Below are 17,096 nucleotides of genomic sequence, written 5' to 3'. Positions count from 1 at the left end.
TTGGGCCTATCAACTTGCCACGATATCGGCGGAATAACGCAATTCGCGCAGCGGTTTTACCCGGCTGGTCGTCTCTGCATAGAGCGGATGCGCCTTGTAGGAGGCGAGCGCTGCTTCGTTCTCGAACTCGGCGTAGACGACCACATCGATTTCATCCGAAAGCGGGTCGACCTTGGTGTTGAGCATCACCTCGAAATGGCGCGAGTGGGGTATCTTGCCGAGCGCCAGCAGACCCGTACGCACTGCTTCGACGTCCACTTTACGCCGCGCGCTGAAGAAAACGATATGCCGGATCAACCCAGCCTCCTGGACCGTTGGACCGGCGTCCTTTTGTGTCAGCTGGAGCGTGCCGTCAATCGGCAGGATGTCGCGTCGGCGACCCGTGGCGAAGAAGAGAAACTACACCATGCTGGTTACATATTGCACGACGCGGGTTACCTCCCTGACGGTCCTGTCGAGGTAACGGCCTTGGTTGTAAATGCCGTCCCAGATCAGGAAGAAAGTGACGGCCGTGATAACGATAACATAACGCATGGCTAAAACTATCGCATATGGCCGGTTGCAACCATAGCGATTCCAGCGCTGCCGGGACCCTCCCCTGAAATTTTTTGCGTGGTTAAATCTGCTTTGCCGCGATGCGTGCTTGGGCCGATCGCTTTAAAAAGCTCGCGGCCGTCAAAAAACCCGATCGTGACCCAGGATCGGGCTTTTACGGGTCAATCGGAATCACATTATGCGCAAACGGAAAATCTTCCTCGTTGCAATTCTTGTCGCTGCGGGCGGCATCTGGCTCAACAATACCTCGCTGCTGTCGAGCCGGCCGGCCGGTACCCCTTCGGTACTTGCCCATCGCGGCTTGGCTCAGGATTTCGACCGCACGAATCTCGGACCGGAAACATGCACGGCCGATCGCATGCTGCCGCCGCGCCATTCCTTCCTCGAAAACACGATACCCTCGATGGAGGCCGCCTTCGCACTCGGCGCGGACGCGCTCGAACTCGATGTCCATCCCACCACGGACGGCAAGTTCGCTGTCTTCCACGACTGGAAGCTGGATTGTCGCGCCGACGGTAAGGGAGAAACGCGCAGCCATGCAATGTCCGAATTGAGGAAGCTCGATGTCGGCTATGGCTACACGGCGGACGGCGGCAGGACCTTTCCGTTTCGCGGCAAGGGAATCGGCATGATGCCGTCGCTGAACGAAGTCTTGCAACGCTTCCCGAACCGGCGCTTCAACATCAACATCAAAAGCAACGATCCCAAGGAAGGCGAAATGCTGGCCGGCTGGCTCGCCACATTGACGCCGGCCGAGCGCGCCGATCTGGCGGTCTACGGCGGGGACAGACCTATAGAAGCCGTGAAGGCAGCGTTGCCGGACATGCATACGCTGAGCCGCGCATCCCTGACGCGCTGCATTCTGCGCTATGCTGCGCTCGGCTGGAGCGGCTACGTTCCGGATGCCTGCCGCCAAGGCACCTTGCTCGTTCCTGTCAATGTCGCAAACTGGATGTGGGGCTGGCCCGACCGTTTTCTCGACCGTATGGACAGCGTCGGCAGCCGCGTCTACCTGCTCGGTCCCTATTTCGGTGGCGACTTTTCGCAAGGCCTCGACGATCCCGCCTCGATCGACCAACTGCCGGACGATTATTCCGGTGGGATTTCGACGGACGCGCTGGATCTGGTCATGCCTGCCGTCAAGCGGCGTTTCGCACCACCTGCTTGAGGACGGGACAGAACCTTTACGCCGGAGTAGCTCGAGCCGACGCTCAAATCCTCGCCTCAAAGAGTGATGCGGTATTTGGAAAACCCCGCTTCGCCCTCGCCCGCCGGCTCGATCTTCAGCGACGTCACCTGCGCAATAAATTCCTTCGCCTTGGCGCCGGTCTCGAACACGACGCTGCTTCCCGGCAGCGGTGCAAACGACCAGTTGGCGTCCGCCGACGGGTTGATGGTGCCTTTGCTGATGATATAGCGCACGATCACGTCGCGGTTGGTGTCGGGCGCTTCGTAGATGACCTTCGAGGCATTGATCTCCGGGAAGTTGCCGCCGCCGCCGGCGCGATAGTTGTTGGTGGCGACGACGAATTTCTGTGCCGGATCAATCAGTTTTCGGTCGAACATCAACTCGATGATGCGGTTCGAGCCGGCATTCGCCAGCCCGCCCTTGGGATCATATTTCGGCGGCTGCGACAGGTCGATCCTGTAGGTGACGCCATCGATCACGTCGAAATTATAGGACGGGAAATCGGTGTTGATGAGCGCCTGGTCGGCTTTGCCCGGCTCGATCCGGTTGAAGATGCCGGCCGACATTTCCAGCCATTCCTTCACCTCAGCCCCGGTAATTTCGACGGCGCGCACCGTATTTGGATAGAGATAGAGGTCGGCGACGTTCTTGATGGCGATATCGCCCACCGGCACGTCAGTATAATAATCGGCGCCGTTGCGCCCGCCCGCCTTGAACGGTGCCGCCGCCGAAAGCAGCGGCAAATCCTTCCACTCGGTGTTCTTTAGGATGTCCTTCAAGTACCAGGTCTGCGCCTGGCTGACGATCTGTACCGACGGATCGTCGGCGACCAGCGCAAAATAGGAATAGAGCGGCGCCGAGGTTTTGCCGACCGGCCGGCGCACATAGGCAAGCGTCGCCTCGTGATCCAGCTTGAGCGCGTCGACGATGCGCTGGTCGTCCGCGACCGTCGGTTTGTTCGCCTTGTCGACCCGTTCAAAGATAGGCCTTGCCTCAGAGGTCGCCGAGACGATTTTCCATGTCGATCCGTCGCGCTCCAGCAACAGATCGATCAGCCCCATATGCGAACCCCAGAAGCCAGCCATGACGGCGGGCTTGCCTTGCAACGTGCCTTTTGCCGCATCGACGGCCTCCAGCGACTGAAAGTCCTTCTTGCCAGGGAAGACGAGATGCTGGTGACCGGTGAACACCGCATCGATGCCTTCGATACCGGCGACGAAGAAGGAGGCATTCTCCATCATGTCGCCCTGCTTCACGTCGATGCCGGAATGGGAGAGCGCAATGACGATGTCGGCGCCTTCTTCCTTCATCTGCGGCACCCACGCCTTGGCCGACTCGACGATGTCGCGCGTCTTGACGTTGCCCTCGAGATTTTTCAGATCCCAGACCATGATCTGCGGCGGCACGAAGCCGATGATGCCTATCCTGATCGGCTGCTCGGCGCCCGACCCGTCTTTGATCTTCCTATCGAGGATGACGTAGGGTTTGAGATAGAGCTTGTCGTCGCGCGGGTTCGCGGCAAGTTCCGTGCCGCGGATCAAATTCGCGCAGACGAAGGGGAAATTGGCACCGGCCAGCACCTTGTCCAGAACGACAGGCCGTAGTTGAACTCGTGGTTGCCGAGCGTCGAGCATTCGTAGCCGAGCAGGTTCATACCCTTCATGACCGGATGAAGGTCGCCGTCCTTCATGCCTTTCTCATAGGCGATGTAGTCGCCCATCGGGTTGCCCTGCAGAAGGTCGCCATTGTCGATCAGCATCGCATTGGTGGCTTCTTTGCGCACGGCTTCAATCAATGATGCCGTTCGCGACAGCCCCATCGTGTCGTTGGCTTTGTCGGCGTAGTAATCGTAAGGCAGCACGTTCACGTGGATGTCGGTCGTCTCCATGATCCTCAGATGCGCCTGGTTGACTTGAGCCCGGGCGGAGAACGGGTGAAACATGATCAGCGCTCCGCTGGCGGCGGCGGCGGCGAGGAAATCGCGGCGTGAGACGAGGTGGCGCAATTGAGACATTCGTTTCTCTTTCTTCCACGGCGTGGCAAGTCCTGCCCGAAGCAAAGCTTCGCGCCGAAATTCCCTCAAGTCCATTAGGAAGTCCGGTCCAACAGCAAGTCCAGTCGATCAGGAAAAGGTGACCGGCGGATGAACATCCGCCACCGAAAAATCAGCCCTTGTCGTCGTCGCCCTGCGTGATCAGCCGGGCGCTGCGCTGACCGGTGAAGTAGATCCATAGCCAGCTCAGAGAAACCGCAAGCCGGTTACGAAAGCCGATCAGGAAGTAAATATGCGCGAAGCCCCACAGCCACCAGGCAGGTCGGCCGGTGAGCTTGATCCAGCCAAAATCAATGGCCGCGGCGCGCTTGCCGATCGTCGCCAGGTCGCCGTCATGCCTGTAGCGGAACGGACGCGATGTCGCGTCGCCGGCGAGCCTGGCCTTGATCGTCGCGGCGACATGCCGTCCCTGCTGTTTGGCAGCGGGCGCGACGCCCGGCACCAACCGGCCATCCGGCCGCAGGACGTGCGCTGCGTCACCGACGACAAAAATCTCCGGGTCTCCCGGTACAGTGAGGTCGGGCTCGACAAGCACCCTGCCCGCGCGGTCCGCTGCCGCGCCGAGCCACTCGGCGGCTGGCGAAGCGGCGACGCCTGCCGCCCAAAGGATTGTCCTGGCCGGCAAGTGGGTGTCGCCGAAGACGACACCCTCGGCATCGCAGCGCGTAACCGCCCGGCCGAGTTCGACCGTCACGCCGAGCCGTTCGAGCGCCTTCATTGCATAATCGGAGAGTTCCGGCGCGAAATTGGCAAGAACGCGGTCGCCGGCCTCGATCAGCACCACGCGCGTCTCGCGCGTGTCGATGTTGCGGAACTCGCCGCGCAGCGTCTCATGCGCCAGTTCGGCAATGGTGCCGGCCAGTTCCACGCCAGTCGGCCCGCCGCCGACGATCGCGAGTGTCAGCAGTGCCTGGCGCTTGGCGGGATCGGTTTCCCGCTCGGCCTGCTCGAAAGCCAAAAGAATACGCCGTCGAATGGTGGTGGCGTCCTCCAGCGTCTTCAGCCCCGGCGCGAACGGCTCCCATTCGTCATGGCCGAAATAGGCGTGCCGTGCTCCGGTGGCCAGCAGCAGCGTGTCGTAGGCGACCGCGCCGCCATCCCGCAGCAGCACGCGCTTGCCGGTGCGGTCGATGCCGGTCACGGTGGCGAGCAGCGTCGTCACGTCCTTGCGTTTGCGCAGAAGATGGCGGATCGGCCAGGCCACTTCGGAGGTCGCCAGCGCCGTCGTCGCCACCTGGTAGAGCAGCGGCTGAAACAAATGATGGTTGCGCCTGTCGATCATGGTGATGCGCACCGGCGCGCCGGCAAGTGCGCGGGTGAATTCGAGGCCGCCGAAACCGGCGCCTACGACGACGACATGATGGTTGGCTGCGTTCATCTCACTCACCTCATCAAGGCTGATGTAAGCGCTGTTGTGCAGTGCAGCAATGCCTGAGCTGCAACTGCCTGGGACTCGTCGCTTGATGTCGTGAATACGCATGCTGCAGACTCATTCCCAGATATAGCTTACGTCCCAGATATGGCTTGATTGGAACAGTATATTGCAGGTGAAGCATGGCTAGGGATGACGATGAAGGCTCTGCGCAGTACGCCTCGCCGCCTTGTTTTATGTACGAGCTCGATCCGGAGTTCCGAGCGCCGCTCTCCGACTGGACCGACGTAAAGCGCTGGCGCAAGGCCGAGCGCGAGCGGTTGATCGCATCCCGCCTTGCAGTTTCCGCCGACCTGCGCACGGCCATGTCGCAGCGCATTGCCGAAAGTCTCGACGCGGTGATCGGCGACATCGCCGGCCGCATGGTCAGCCTCTACTGGCCGTTTCGCGGCGAGCCGGACCTGCGCCCGTGGATGGAAACCGTTAACGCGCGGGGCGGCCGCACGGCGTTGCCCGTCGTCGTCGAGAAAGGCCGGCCGCTTGTCTTTCGCGCCTATGTTCCCGGTGACCGGCTGGAGAAGGGTATCTGGAATATCCCGATACCAGCCGAGGGCGACCCGATGCTGCCCGACATCGTCATTTCGCCGATCGTCGGCATCGATCCCGGACAGTTTCGCCTCGGCTATGGCGGCGGCTTCTTCGATCGCACGCTAGCCGCGATGCCGTTCAAACCGCTGGTCATCGGCGTCGGCTACGAGTTGCAGCGCATCGCCACCATCTACCCGCAGCCGCACGACATTCCGATGGACCGTGTGTTGACCGAGGTCTGCCCGGCAACTCAGCGACCCGATCTTCCGCCTCGGCGTTGAACAAGACAGGCCCATCCGTAATTCGATCGCCCAGCGACCAAAATTCGTTTTGCAGCCAATTGTTGAGCTTGCTAGACTGTTGCCGGGCGGGACAATGAAGATGTTCACAACATCGGCTCCATACGTGATTACGGTTCTCGTGTCGGTAATTACGTGGGTTTTGTCCACGTATTATGAAGAAATAAACACGACTCCCTATCTGAGATACGAAATCATTGAGGACGGCCGAGATGCGTCGCCACCTTACATGGTTTACCGTTTCACCAATGCGTCCCCGAAAGTCAGAATATCCGACGTGACGATAGGGCTTGACTGCCCCAAGAGTGAAGCGTGCTTCGGAGCCGCGGGGCAGTCGCCCGAGACATATGCGCAGATGCTGAAAGTGCCGCCTTGGGCTTTGCCCGAGGCGATTGTACCCAATGCAGCCATTGTCACGCAAAAGGTCGATCTGCCGGCCGGAACAGCATTCGAGGTCCGGGTCGTATTAAGATCCAAGGACGTCAAGCCACTTCTGTATTTTCAGAACGAACCCGGCCAGAAGGCCGATCCGAAATTGATCGGAAAATACTCCTTGGACCAGTTCGTTGCGAACAACTACTTGGCTATCGTCGCGGTTTTGTGGGTAATCGCCTGCGTCTTGATTTTCATCGCCTACCGGGTTGCCGCCGCTGCCGCCAGGTCAGGCAACACTGAAAAACCGCAAACAATCCATCTCAAGATCATCGAGAGCTGACCATGCGCATTTTGAGAGTAATTTGCCTCGTTGCAGTTGTCGCCGTGATGCCCGTCGAGTTTATCTCGGCACAATCGATTACCGTTTCATTTGCTGTCACGACAAATGACAAACCTCCGGTTGGGGTACCAGCGCATATATATCGCAAGACAGCCACGATGCCGGAGCAATTGGCTACGGACACCGACGACGAAGGCAAGGCAACTTTGCCGGAAGCAGCTTGCTCAGCCGATGTGCAATACCGTGCAGAAGCATTGGCGCGCATCCGTTTCCCGAGAGGCCGCGTCAGATGGGAATCTTGCCGGCTGGCCGGACCGATTGTCTTCAAGGTTTCCTCGTCAGGCGTTTCCTCGAAAACCGAAGACTTTCTAAGCGGGAAAATTCCGGACGGATGGGTCGTACCGCAGGACTACGAACCCGTTTTCGTTGACCTGAGGAAGGCCATCGACGAAGAGCGATGGGGTGTTGCCGCGAAACTCAGCTCGCAGCTCGCTGACCGATACCGCTCCGCAGGCCTTAGAAACGAAGCCGGCACCTTCGCTGAAATAGCGCTTGCGGGCACAGCCGTTTATGCCACGTCCCAGCTTCCCGACGACAATGCGCTCGACGCTCTTTTGAAGCCCAAGGATCCCAAAGCAACATTTGAAACCGAAACCCTGTTGTCGCCATTCGCCAAGAAGGCCGTTGCGGATTTTCAAAGCTCTTGCGGATTACCAACCGACGGCATTGTTGGATGGCAAACAATGGGATGTCTACCGGGAGGCGCAGGTTACACCTTGCCAAGCGTAGCAACCGTTCCATTCCAGAATCTGGTCGTCAGGCCAAATACCTAATGCATGTCGCTCAAACGGATTCAGACGTGCTGCTGCACTCATCTCATGCGAGTTCAGGCTTCATCCCCACGGCCGTACGGTCGACGATCTCGCGCAACGCAAACGACGAATTGATCTTCGTCACATGCGGCATTGCCGACAGCCACTCCTTGTGGATGCGTTCGTAGTCGACGAGATCCTTCGCCGCGATGCGCAGGATGTAGTCATATTCGCCCGACATCAGATGGCAGGACAGCACGTTCGGGCAGCGCTTTATCGCCGCTTCGAAATCCGACAACGTCTTCTCGAACTGCCCGGACAGCGATATATGCACGATCGCCGTCATCTGGTGCCCAAGTGCAGCATTGGACAGCCGGGCATGATAGCCGCGGATGGTTCCGGATTTCTCCAGATTGTCCAGCCGCCGCGAACAGGCCGACTGCGACAGGCCGACCTTCTCGGCAAGGGCTGCGTTCGGTATCCGCCCATCCTTCTGCAACGTCTCGAGAATGGCGATATCGATCCTGTCGAGCGGCATTTTTGCGGGTTCCTGCGATAATTCTACTGTTTCGCGCAACGATTATCGAACAGCGGCCTCTCAGGCAAGCGCATTCGCAAACACTTACCGAAGGATTCGTGGTTGACTATCCCTAGACAGGGAACGAGCCCCAAAGGGCCGGATCAGGAGACAAAAGATGCGCGTCGGTTGCCCCCGGGAAATCAAGAATCACGAATACCGCGTCGGGCTGACGCCGGGCTCGGTCCGCGAATATGTCGCTCATGGTCATGAAGTGCTGGTCGAGACCGGCGCTGGCGCCGGCATCGGCGCCGACGACAATGCCTACCGCGCCGCCGGCGCCACGATCGCCAAGACAGCCGCCGACGTGTTCGCCAAGTCCGACATGATCGTCAAGGTCAAGGAGCCGCAGCCCAACGAATGGGTTCAGCTCCGCGACGGCCAGATCCTCTACACCTATCTCCATCTCGCGCCGGATCCCGAGCAGACCAAGGGCCTGCTGGCCTCCGGCGTGACCGCCATCGCCTACGAGACCGTCACCGACGAGCGCGGCGGCCTTCCGCTCTTGGCACCGATGTCGGAAGTTGCCGGTCGCTTGTCGATCCAGGCGGGCGCCACCGCGCTACAGAAGGCCAATGGCGGTCGCGGTGTCCTGCTCGGCGGCGTGCCCGGCGTGCTGCCCGGCAAAGTTACTGTGCTCGGCGGCGGCGTCGTCGGCCTGCATGCCGCCCGGATGGCGGCCGGTCTTGGCGCCGACGTCACCATCATCGACCGCTCGATCCCGCGCCTGCGTCAGCTCGACGACATCTTTGGCGGCCGCGTCCACACCCGCTACTCGACCGTCGAGGCGCTGGAGGAAGAATGCTTTTCGGCTGACATCGTCGTCGGCGCCGTACTGATCCCGGGAGCAGCCGCGCCCAAGCTGGTGACGCGCGAAATGCTGTCGGGCATGAAGAAAGGCGCCGTGCTGGTCGACGTCGCCATCGACCAGGGCGGCTGCTTCGAAACCTCGCACGCCACAACCCATGCCGAACCGACTTATGAGGTCGACGGCGTCATTCATTATTGCGTCGCCAACATGCCGGGTGCGGTGCCGGTCACCTCTGCCCATGCGCTCAACAATGCGACGCTGCATTATGGCCTGCAGCTCGCTGACAAGGGCCTCAAGGCACTGATCGACGACCACCATCTGCGCAACGGCCTGAACGTCCACAAGGGGAAGATTACCAACCGCGCGGTGGCCGAAGCGCTCGGCTACGAGCTGGTCGAGCCAAAGGCGGTTCTCGCGGCCTGAGCTGTCCGAACCTGCTTCTCCAGCGAAGCTGCCCGTCGGTCTATCCGACGGGCTTTTCTTTGTGAAAAACTGAAAAGCGTCGGACGCGCGGAATAACCGGATAACAAAAAAGCGGAGCCCAAGCCCCGCTTCCTCGGTTGTCGAGATTTCCCGCCGGTTCATCCGCGGTCGGCAAGTCGATCGACGATCCCTCTCTACCGCAAGAATGCGACGGGAGTACGACAACCCTAAGCCGGTGCAGCTTGTCCGGTTTACGCGCGGTCGATCCGGCACTGATAGCAATTGTTGCGCGCCGAGCGGATGTGGACATAAGCGATGTCGTCGCGCTCGAACAAGGTCTCTGCCCGTGTCGCGATAACGTCGGTCGGGATGACACCGCCGCTGCCGTAGACAATGCGGTCGTCCTTGCCATAGCCGCGCACGATATAATCGCTGCTTTCGAGCATCTTGGGAAGCACTTCGACCTCGGCGGCGCGTTCGCATTCTTCCGAATGCAGGAAGATCGGCCCGGTTTCAGCATAAGGCTGCAGCTCAGGAAAAGGCCGATAGGCCAGAACAAGATAGTCTTCTCCCGCAGCAACGTTCTTCAGGCAGTGACGGCAAGGCACTCCGTCGCCGTCCGAAACCTTCCGCTCTGGTGTCAGGCCATAAGCGTCCGGTCCGCCGCGCTGAAGTGCGCGGACCGCATCGGTCGGCAAGGCTTTGAATTTCACGGTCATGGCGAAATCTCCGGTTCTCGTTGACCGGAAATTATGCTCCCAAGGCAAAGCTTCCCACCCGATTCCTGCCGGAACGGATCAGTCCATCAGCGCGTCGAGACCACGCACCAGGCCTTTGACCTCCTGTACCCGCCGGATGGCGAGCAGCGTGCCGGCCACGTACGGCGCGGCCGACGAGCCGGCATCGTGGCGGATGGTCAGCCGCTCGTCGGGCAGGCCGAACAGTGCCTCGCAGGACAGGATGTAGGACGGCAGCCGAAGCGCATGCACCTGCACCCCCTCGCCCGCGCCAACCGCCGCACCACGTGTTCCCGGCACGCCGGAGACTTCGGAGACCGGCTTTGCCGTCGAAGCCTTGCGGATGTCGGCCAGCGCTTCTGCAAGCTCTCGTGCGGTGCCGGAGGGCGCGTCGGGCTTCTTTGCGCTGGCATAATCGATGACCTCGACATCCGGCACGTATTTTGCCGCCATAAGTGCAAACCGCTTCATCAGCGTGGCGGTGATGGAAAAGTTACCGGCGGCAACGACGCCGACGCCGTTGGCGCGCGCCGCGGCGTCGATGTCGGCATAGTCGGCCGCACCCAGTCCCGAGGTGCCGATCACCGCGTGCCGTCCCTTGTCGATGGCGAGCAGCACGTGATCTTTAACCACATGCGGCTTGGTGTAGTCGACCAGCACATCAGACGGGGCTCGCAGCGCTTCCGCCAACGAAGCCGAAACGGTCACGCCAGTGGCCGGCATGCCAACCAGCAGGCCGGAATCCTGCCCCGCGCCGCTACGCGACACAGCGCCCACCAGCGCCATGTCGTTTTGCGCGACGATCGCCGGGACCAGCGCCTTGCCGACCCAGCCGGTCGCACCGGCCATCACCACGCGTATTGCCATCGTTCGATCCTCCATCATCATCGGCTTTTAAACGACAGCGATATGGAAAGAGCCCGGCTCATTCAAGCCGGGCTCTTTTTTGAGTGTTGATCCAGACCGGGACAGAACGATCAAAATCGCCGGAATTCCGGACAGACTTACCGGATGAAGTCGTCGAAGCGGCGCAGCGTCACCCGGCGATTGCGCCAGTTCTCATTCTGCGTCTGCACGAGCAGGAACTCTTCGCCGTAGCCAACGGTTTCGAGAGCATAGCCTGGCACGCCGAATTCGCGCACCAGGATACGCTTCAGCGAGGCGGCACGCTGCTCGGACAAAATCTGATTCGACCGGAAGGAGCCGACCGCATCGGTATGGCCTTCGATCAGTACACGGGCACCCGGATCGTGCCGCAGAATGCGCTGAAGCGCATCGGCGATGTTTTCGATCTTGGCGTATTGAGATTCGGAAATGGCAGCCGAGCCGAAGGCAAAATTAATCGACTGAATGTCGATAGAGCGAGCCATGCGCCGCAAGTCCGGTCGACTCTTGAATTCGCGGATGGTGACGCGTTGGTTCGGGCGCAGCTTCACCCGCGGCGCGGCTTCAAGCTGGCGCTCGATCATGGTGGCCGAAGGCGTGGTCGCCTGGGCGGCGGCAAGGGTCGGCATGGCCAGTGCCGCAATCAGCGCGGCGACAAATGTGCGTCGGGTCAGCATGTCTTGTCTCCTTCAGCCCTCGGCCGCATTGTTGGTGCGGACAAGATGGCAAAGGCAAGCTGACGCTTGAATGAACGAACCTGAAAAATCACGGCCGCATGACGCTGGCGGCACGCTCGGCAAAAGGCATCGGATGCACGACCTCCTTCTTTTGCGCCACCGGCGCAAAACCGAGCTTTTGATAAAGCGGCAGTGCTGCCGGGTGATCCAGGGTGCAGGTCTGCACCGTCACCCGCTTCGGCCCGTGCGACCAGGCGGCCGCGATTGCTGCGCCGAGGAACCAGCGGCCGATCCCTTGCCCGGTCGCGTGCTCCATCATGCCAAAATAAGCGAGCTCCACTTCTTCCGGCAGATGCGGCTTGAGATCGAAGAAGCCGGCGGGCGCTCCGTCGAGATAAAGCACCCTGATGTCGCGGTCCTCGCGGTGGATGCCCGCCGCAAGCTCCTCATCATTCAGCCTCAGCACATTGACCCAGTGCCATTTACGGCCGACCCGATCCATCAAATAGCGGTAGAAATGCAGCGGAATGTCTTTGGTCTTGAGCAGCGCGATCTGGCGGTTGTACGGCAGCGGCGGCGAATAGGCAGGCGGCACATGCATTTCGAGAAACGTCACGGTGACGTCGATGTCTTCCAGTGCTCCGTTTTCCATCACCGTCGGTCCTTGCCTGTCACGACGGGCGTGTCGGAAAGCCCACCCCATTCGGTCCATGAACCGTCGTAAAGCCTGTTGTCGGCATGGCCAAGCGTCTCCAAGGCTAGCGTGATGGCTGCCGCGGTGACGCCCGACCCGCAGGAGGTGACGACCGGCTTCGACAGGTCGATGCCGGCCTCCTCGATCACTTTGCGCAGCCTGTCCTTAGGCAACAATTCGCCGTTTTCCGAAAGCGCCGAAAACGGCACATTGTGCGCGCCCGGCATATGACCGGAGCGGATGCCAGGGCGCGGCTCCGGCTCGGTGCCGGCAAAACGGCCAGGCGAGCGGGCATCCGCGATCTGGCTCTCCCCTGTCTCGACGATCCGGCGCATATCGGCAAGGCTGGCGACGCGGGCGGCGTCTAAGTTGGCATAAAACACGCAAGGCGCGATCTTCGTGGGCTCCGCTGTAACCGGCCGTCCGGCTGCTTTCCAACGATCGAAGCCGCCGTCGAGTATGTAGACCTGGAACACGCCCATGACGCGAAACAGCCACCAGGCACGCGGCGCCGAAAAGAACCCCGGCCCGTCATAGACGACGATAGTGTCGTCGGCCGAAATGCCCATCGCGCCGACATATTGGGCGAAATGCTGCGGCGACGGCAACGTGTGCGGCAGAGCCGCATCAGGGTCCGAAACCGCATCTTGGTCGAGGAAGCGGGCGCCTGGAATATGCGCGGCGTCATACTCGGCGCGTGCGTCGCGCTTTTGCGCCGGCAGATACCAGGACGCATCAACGATCGTCAGGCCAGGCTCGCCGAGACGCGTCTGCAGCCAATCAGCATCGATGGTAAAGGGACTGTCGTCGGCCATTTTTTCTCTCCTGCCCGCCTGTCGCAGTCCCTATGTATCAGGCCGCCGGCATCGGTCCAAAGCGAATGCGGAAGCGCCGGTTCTCGCGGCCCTTTTTCTCAATCTTGCCGATATGGATCTCGCCGATTTCACCGGTGCTCTTCACATGGGTGCCGCCGCAAGGCTGGCTGTCGACTGAAGCATTCTCGCCGATGCAGACCAATCGGATCTTTCCCGTGCCGGCCGGCGGCCGCACATTCTTGGATTTCACCAGCCCCGGATTGGATGCCAGCTCCTCGTCGGAGATCAGCCGGGTGAAGATCGGGTGGTCGGCCCGCACCAGTTCCATCAGCCTGGCCGTCACGTCTTCCTTCGTGAAGCCGGCGTCCGGGATGTCGAAATCGACACGGCTGTCCTCCTCGGAAACCGCGGCACCGGTGATCGGGAACGGACAGACGACGGTAAGCAGATGGCAGGCTGAATGCATGCGCATCAGCAATTGCCGCCGCGGCCAGTCGATGGCGAGCTTCACCCGCTCGCCCAGCAGCGGAACCGCCTGCTCGGGCGCCGGCACATGGATGATCTCGTCCTTGGTTTCGCCGGTGATCGTAGCGGCAATCGCGATGCCGGTGCGGTCGGCGCGTTCCAAACTGCCGGTGTCGCCCGGCTGCCCGCCCGATGTGGCGTAAAACACCGTCCGGTCCAGAATGATACCGCCGCGATCATCGACTGCGACGACAGTGGCGTCGGCCGCCCCCAGATAGGCATCGTCACGAAACAGCGCTTCGGTCTTGTACGCCATCACGCGACCCTCTCGAACGGCACCGAAATCGTGCTCCGCTGTTCCATCCAGCCCGGCACCGGCAGCTTCTTTTCGCGCAGGAATTCAGGATTGAACAGCTTCGACTGGTAGCGCGTTCCGTAGTCGCAAAGGACGGTCACGATGGTATGGCCGGGGCCTAGCTCGCGCGCCAGGCGAATGGCGCCGGCAATGTTGATGCCGGTCGAGCCGCCAACGCAAAGCCCCTCCTCCTGGATCAGGTCGAATACGATCGGCAGTGCGTCCTCGTCGGGGATCTGAAAAGCGAAGTCGGGCGTAAAGCCTTGGAGATTGGCGGTGATCCGCCCCTGCCCGATGCCTTCGGTGATCGAACTGCCCTCGGATTTCAGCTCGCCGGTAGTGTAGAAGGAGTAGAGCGCAGCGCCTAGCGGATCGGCCAGCGCGATCTTGACCTGGCTGTTCTTGGCCTTCAGCCCGAAACCGACGCCTGCCAGCGTGCCGCCGGAACCGACCGCCGACACGAAACCATCCACCTTGCCGCCGGTCTGGTTCCAGATTTCTTCGGCGGTGGTGCGGATGTGGCCGTCACGGTTGGCGACATTGTCGAACTGGTTGGCCCAGATCGCGCCGTTCGGCTCGGTCTTCGCCATCTGCTCGGCCAGCCGGCCCGACAGCTTCACATAGTTATTCGGGTTCTTGTAGGGCACGGCGGGCACCTCGATCAGCTCGGCGCCGAGCAGTTTGATCGTATCCTTCTTCTCCTGGCTTTGGGTATCAGGAATGACGATCACGGTTCGATAGCCAAGCGCCTTCGCAACCAGCGTCAATCCGATGCCGGTGTTGCCGGCCGTCCCTTCGACGATGACGCCGCCGGACCGCAGCAGCCCGCGCTGTTCGGCATCGCGGATGATGAACAGGCCGGCGCGGTCCTTGACCGACTGCCCGGGATTCATGAATTCGGCCTTGCCCAGGATCTCGCAGCCGGTTGTTTCCGAGGCCTTGTTGAGGCGGATCAGGGGCGTGTTGCCGATCGCGTCGATCACAGAACGGGGCATGGAGATTCCTTTGTGGGTGCGGCGAAACCCTAGAAACCCGAAGCTTCGGTTTCAAGGCAAGAATTTGCCTGGTCCAGTCGCATTTCGCACACTGCAATTCCTGCAGCCAGGCGCGGCCGGCCGGCATTCATTTCAACCATGTACCGAAAAGCACTCTTTTCATTCGATTTCTTCACCGCTAGAGCACAGGCTAAGAAGAGCCGGCGGGGCGCAGCATGACACTCTATCGGGCCAATCCGAAACATGGCGTCGCCTGGATTACAGGCGGCAGCAGCGGTATCGGCCGTTCGCTGGCCAAGGATCTTGCCGCTCAGGGCTATGTCGTCGCGGTGACTGCGCCCGATGACCATCCGATCGATACGCTCATCATCGAGACGGCGCAGATGGCGGGCCGTGTCGCAGCCTATCCTTGCGACGTGACCGACGAAAAACGCATGGCAAAGACGGTTGCAGCGATCGAGAAAGATCTCGGTCCGATCGTGTTGGCGGTGTTCAACGCGGGAAGCTATATCGCAACGCCGGGCGAAGACCTTGTCGCGCGCAATTTCCGTCAGTCTTTCGAAGTCAATTATTTCGGCATCATCAATGGCCTGGTGCCGGTCATAGAACGCATGCGCGTACGGTCGCGCGGCCATGTCGTGCTGATCGGTTCGGTCACCGCCTATTTCGGCTGGCCGACCACCGCCGCCTATGGCGGCACCAAGGCGGCAGTCAATATCTTGGCCGAGTCGCTGAGATACGATTTCGACAAGATGAACGTCCGCATCCAGGTGATGAATCCGGGCTTTGTCGACACGCGGTTGACCGAGAAGAACTTCCTGCCGATGCCGGGCCTGATGCCGGTCAATCTGGCTTCGCGCCGCATCGCGCGAGGCATCCAATGCGGCGGCTTCGAAGTCACTTTCCCGCGCCGCCTGAGCTGGACGCTGAAGCTGCTCAGAATACTGCCGAGGCCGTTCTGCCGATGGGTAATCAGCACGGTGACCCGCTGGAAGGCACGGCCGCTGAATTTCGACCGCAAGCCGCCGGTCGAATAGGATCTGCAATGGGGCAACGGATCGTGTTTGCGGTGCTGGGTCTTTTCCTCATCTTCGTCCTGGCCTTGGCGCTTGGTCCGCGCGTCCCGGCCGAAGCCACGATCCGTTTCGATCCGTCAGCAATCGGCGACGATCCGCAGGCTATCTGGCGCGCCAGGAGGCGGCCGTGCCCGGCATCCGCGACGGGCTGGACAAGGAAATCATCTGGGCCGACCCGATGATCCATGCCAAAACGCCGCTCGCGATCGTTTACATCCACGGTTTTTCTGCGTCGAAGGGCGAGGTTCGTCCACTGCCCGACGAGGTGGCCGACCAGCTTGACGCCAATCTTTTCTACACGCGCCTGACGGGACATGGGCAGGACGGCGCCGCGATTGCGCAAGGCAGCGTCAACGCCTGGATCAACGACTATGAGGAAGCGCTCGCCATCGGCCGGGCGATCGGCGACAAGGTGATCGTCATAGCCCACCTCGACCGGCGGCTCGCTGGCGGCCTGGGCCGCGACGCAGCCAAGCACATCGGACGGTGTCGCGGCGATCGCATTCATCTCGCCGAATTTCGGCGTCAAGGCTGTCGGCGCCGAACTGCTGACCCTACCGTGGGGCAGACAGATCGCCGAGCTCGTCGCCGGCAAGGAGCGCAGCTTCGTGCCGCGCAACGCGCTGCATGAAAGGTTCTGGACCTACCGCTACCGATCGCTGCGACATTGCCGATGGCGGCGCTGACAGAGCTTGCCTATGGCGCGCCGGTGGAGAAGGCGTCCATCCCTGCCCTGTTCATCTTTTCGGATTCGGACAAATAGTGCGACCGGATCGCACGCGCGAAATAGCCGAGCGCTGGGGCGCCGCACATGAATTGGTGCCGGTCGACGATACCGGCGACCGGGACAACCACGTTATTGCGGGCGACGCGCTGTCGCCGTCGGCCACGGTTTTCCTCGCGCAGCGGATGGTCGTGTGGGTCGAGGCGGTGGTGAAGTGAACCTAACGCCTCAAACGAAAGAAGGCGACCGAAGCATCACTCCGGTCGCCCTCTTTCAGTC

At 61.2% G+C, this 17,096-nt stretch carries 17 protein-coding genes and 2 pseudogenes; 7 read left to right on the top strand and 12 right to left on the bottom strand.

Annotation, left to right across the window (positions count from 1 at the left end):
* Window positions 1-9: 9 nt before the first annotated feature.
* Window positions 10-297 carry a Dabb family protein gene (locus NKI85_RS22595; protein WP_352523812.1) on the bottom strand — a complete coding sequence of 96 codons (288 nt, stop codon included), beginning with the start codon at window positions 295-297 and terminating at the stop codon, window positions 10-12.
* Window positions 298-399: 102 nt separating this feature from the next.
* Window positions 400-534 (bottom strand): hypothetical protein, encoded by a 135-nt coding sequence (locus tag NKI85_RS22590; RefSeq protein ID WP_352523813.1) that lies wholly within the window; start codon window positions 532-534, stop codon window positions 400-402.
* Between the two features lie 199 nt (window positions 535-733).
* Between NKI85_RS22590 and NKI85_RS22585 the strand changes: the two genes are divergently transcribed.
* Entirely contained in the window at window positions 734-1,723 is a 990-nt protein-coding gene (locus NKI85_RS22585; RefSeq protein WP_352777979.1) for a glycerophosphodiester phosphodiesterase family protein, read from the top strand.
* A gap of 56 nt (window positions 1,724-1,779) precedes the next feature.
* Here NKI85_RS22585 and NKI85_RS22580 read toward each other — a convergent pair.
* Together NKI85_RS22580 and NKI85_RS22575 are read right to left on the bottom strand one after the other, a co-directional pair.
* Window positions 1,780-3,758: pseudogene (locus tag NKI85_RS22580) on the bottom strand (bifunctional 2',3'-cyclic-nucleotide 2'-phosphodiesterase/3'-nucleotidase).
* Between the two features lie 151 nt (window positions 3,759-3,909).
* A complete protein-coding gene (locus NKI85_RS22575; RefSeq protein WP_352777977.1) occupies window positions 3,910-5,175 on the bottom strand; it encodes an NAD(P)/FAD-dependent oxidoreductase in 1,266 nt (421 codons plus the stop codon).
* Window positions 5,176-5,351: 176 nt separating this feature from the next.
* Here NKI85_RS22575 and NKI85_RS22570 point away from each other — a divergent pair, with 176 nt between their 5' ends.
* From NKI85_RS22570 to NKI85_RS22560, 3 genes are all read left to right on the top strand, one after another.
* A complete protein-coding gene (locus NKI85_RS22570; RefSeq protein WP_352777975.1) occupies window positions 5,352-6,038 on the top strand; it encodes a 5-formyltetrahydrofolate cyclo-ligase in 687 nt (228 codons plus the stop codon).
* Window positions 6,039-6,132: 94 nt separating this feature from the next.
* Entirely contained in the window at window positions 6,133-6,771 is a 639-nt protein-coding gene (locus NKI85_RS22565; protein ID WP_352777973.1) for a hypothetical protein, read from the top strand.
* Window positions 6,772-6,773: 2 nt separating this feature from the next.
* On the top strand, window positions 6,774-7,604 hold the full coding sequence (locus NKI85_RS22560) for a peptidoglycan-binding domain-containing protein (RefSeq protein ID WP_352777970.1): 831 nt from the start codon (window positions 6,774-6,776) through the stop codon (window positions 7,602-7,604).
* 43 nt (window positions 7,605-7,647) lie between these two features.
* Here the strand turns inward: NKI85_RS22560 and NKI85_RS22555 are convergent, their stop codons facing one another.
* Complete coding sequence (locus NKI85_RS22555; protein WP_023675099.1) at window positions 7,648-8,121, bottom strand: Lrp/AsnC family transcriptional regulator; 474 nt, start codon at window positions 8,119-8,121, stop codon at window positions 7,648-7,650.
* 157 nt (window positions 8,122-8,278) lie between these two features.
* Here NKI85_RS22555 and ald point away from each other — a divergent pair, with 157 nt between their 5' ends.
* Window positions 8,279-9,394, top strand: a complete 1,116-nt coding sequence (gene ald / locus NKI85_RS22550; RefSeq protein WP_352777968.1) for an alanine dehydrogenase — start codon at window positions 8,279-8,281, stop codon at window positions 9,392-9,394.
* Between the two features lie 251 nt (window positions 9,395-9,645).
* Here the strand turns inward: ald and NKI85_RS22545 are convergent, their stop codons facing one another.
* From NKI85_RS22545 to NKI85_RS22515, 7 genes are all read right to left on the bottom strand, one after another.
* A complete protein-coding gene (locus NKI85_RS22545; RefSeq protein ID WP_352523823.1) occupies window positions 9,646-10,113 on the bottom strand; it encodes a DUF1203 domain-containing protein in 468 nt (155 codons plus the stop codon).
* 78 nt (window positions 10,114-10,191) lie between these two features.
* The gene (gene dapB, locus NKI85_RS22540) at window positions 10,192-10,998 is read right to left on the bottom strand and encodes a 4-hydroxy-tetrahydrodipicolinate reductase (RefSeq protein WP_352523824.1); all 807 of its coding nucleotides are present in this window, start codon (window positions 10,996-10,998) and stop codon (window positions 10,192-10,194) included.
* A gap of 137 nt (window positions 10,999-11,135) precedes the next feature.
* Window positions 11,136-11,693: an OmpA family protein gene (locus NKI85_RS22535; RefSeq protein WP_352777965.1), complete on the bottom strand. Its 558-nt coding sequence runs from the start codon at window positions 11,691-11,693 to the stop codon at window positions 11,136-11,138.
* A gap of 88 nt (window positions 11,694-11,781) precedes the next feature.
* Complete coding sequence (locus NKI85_RS22530; protein WP_352523826.1) at window positions 11,782-12,345, bottom strand: GNAT family N-acetyltransferase; 564 nt, start codon at window positions 12,343-12,345, stop codon at window positions 11,782-11,784.
* Entirely contained in the window at window positions 12,345-13,202 is an 858-nt protein-coding gene (gene sseA / locus NKI85_RS22525) for a 3-mercaptopyruvate sulfurtransferase (RefSeq protein WP_352777963.1), read from the bottom strand. Before sseA ends, NKI85_RS22530 begins: the two co-directional genes overlap by 1 nt.
* Before the next feature lie 37 nt (window positions 13,203-13,239).
* Window positions 13,240-13,983, bottom strand: coding sequence for an alanyl-tRNA editing protein (locus NKI85_RS22520; protein WP_352777961.1), 744 nt, complete (start codon window positions 13,981-13,983; stop codon window positions 13,240-13,242).
* Window positions 13,983-15,017 carry a cysteine synthase A gene (locus tag NKI85_RS22515; RefSeq protein ID WP_352777959.1) on the bottom strand — a complete coding sequence of 345 codons (1,035 nt, stop codon included), beginning with the start codon at window positions 15,015-15,017 and terminating at the stop codon, window positions 13,983-13,985. Before NKI85_RS22515 ends, NKI85_RS22520 begins: the two co-directional genes overlap by 1 nt.
* A gap of 215 nt (window positions 15,018-15,232) precedes the next feature.
* On the opposite strand from NKI85_RS22515, the gene NKI85_RS22510 reads away from it, so the two are divergent.
* Both NKI85_RS22510 and NKI85_RS22505 read left to right on the top strand, forming a co-directional pair.
* Window positions 15,233-16,054 carry an SDR family oxidoreductase gene (locus NKI85_RS22510; RefSeq protein ID WP_352523830.1) on the top strand — a complete coding sequence of 274 codons (822 nt, stop codon included), beginning with the start codon at window positions 15,233-15,235 and terminating at the stop codon, window positions 16,052-16,054.
* 8 nt (window positions 16,055-16,062) lie between these two features.
* Window positions 16,063-17,035: pseudogene (locus NKI85_RS22505) on the top strand (alpha/beta hydrolase).
* Window positions 17,036-17,096: the final 61 nt, after the last annotated feature.

It is taken from the genome of Mesorhizobium sp. M0571, assembly GCF_040320985.1.
Lineage (GTDB): Bacteria > Pseudomonadota > Alphaproteobacteria > Rhizobiales > Rhizobiaceae > Mesorhizobium.
This window is presented reverse-complemented; position numbering and strand designations above follow the sequence as displayed.

Excerpts from the sequence above, each read along its gene's own strand:
- NKI85_RS22510 (WP_352523830.1), top strand. The coding sequence starts at position 15,233 with ATGACACTCTATCGGGCCAATCCGAAACATGGCGTCGCCTGGATTACA.
- NKI85_RS22530 (WP_352523826.1), bottom strand. The coding sequence starts at position 12,345 with ATGGAAAACGGAGCACTGGAAGACATCGACGTCACCGTGACGTTTCTC.
- NKI85_RS22535 (WP_352777965.1), bottom strand. The coding sequence starts at position 11,693 with ATGCTGACCCGACGCACATTTGTCGCCGCGCTGATTGCGGCACTGGCC.
- NKI85_RS22575 (WP_352777977.1), bottom strand. The coding sequence starts at position 5,175 with ATGAACGCAGCCAACCATCATGTCGTCGTCGTAGGCGCCGGTTTCGGC.
- NKI85_RS22565 (WP_352777973.1), top strand. The coding sequence starts at position 6,133 with ATGAAGATGTTCACAACATCGGCTCCATACGTGATTACGGTTCTCGTG.
- NKI85_RS22585 (WP_352777979.1), top strand. The coding sequence starts at position 734 with ATGCGCAAACGGAAAATCTTCCTCGTTGCAATTCTTGTCGCTGCGGGC.
- dapB (WP_352523824.1), bottom strand. The coding sequence starts at position 10,998 with ATGGCAATACGCGTGGTGATGGCCGGTGCGACCGGCTGGGTCGGCAAG.
- NKI85_RS22570 (WP_352777975.1), top strand. The coding sequence starts at position 5,352 with ATGGCTAGGGATGACGATGAAGGCTCTGCGCAGTACGCCTCGCCGCCT.
- NKI85_RS22520 (WP_352777961.1), bottom strand. The coding sequence starts at position 13,983 with ATGGCGTACAAGACCGAAGCGCTGTTTCGTGACGATGCCTATCTGGGG.
- NKI85_RS22590 (WP_352523813.1), bottom strand. The coding sequence starts at position 534 with ATGCGTTATGTTATCGTTATCACGGCCGTCACTTTCTTCCTGATCTGG.
- NKI85_RS22560 (WP_352777970.1), top strand. The coding sequence starts at position 6,774 with ATGCGCATTTTGAGAGTAATTTGCCTCGTTGCAGTTGTCGCCGTGATG.
- NKI85_RS22515 (WP_352777959.1), bottom strand. The coding sequence starts at position 15,017 with ATGCCCCGTTCTGTGATCGACGCGATCGGCAACACGCCCCTGATCCGC.
- ald (WP_352777968.1), top strand. The coding sequence starts at position 8,279 with ATGCGCGTCGGTTGCCCCCGGGAAATCAAGAATCACGAATACCGCGTC.
- sseA (WP_352777963.1), bottom strand. The coding sequence starts at position 13,202 with ATGGCCGACGACAGTCCCTTTACCATCGATGCTGATTGGCTGCAGACG.
- NKI85_RS22555 (WP_023675099.1), bottom strand. The coding sequence starts at position 8,121 with ATGCCGCTCGACAGGATCGATATCGCCATTCTCGAGACGTTGCAGAAG.
- NKI85_RS22545 (WP_352523823.1), bottom strand. The coding sequence starts at position 10,113 with ATGACCGTGAAATTCAAAGCCTTGCCGACCGATGCGGTCCGCGCACTT.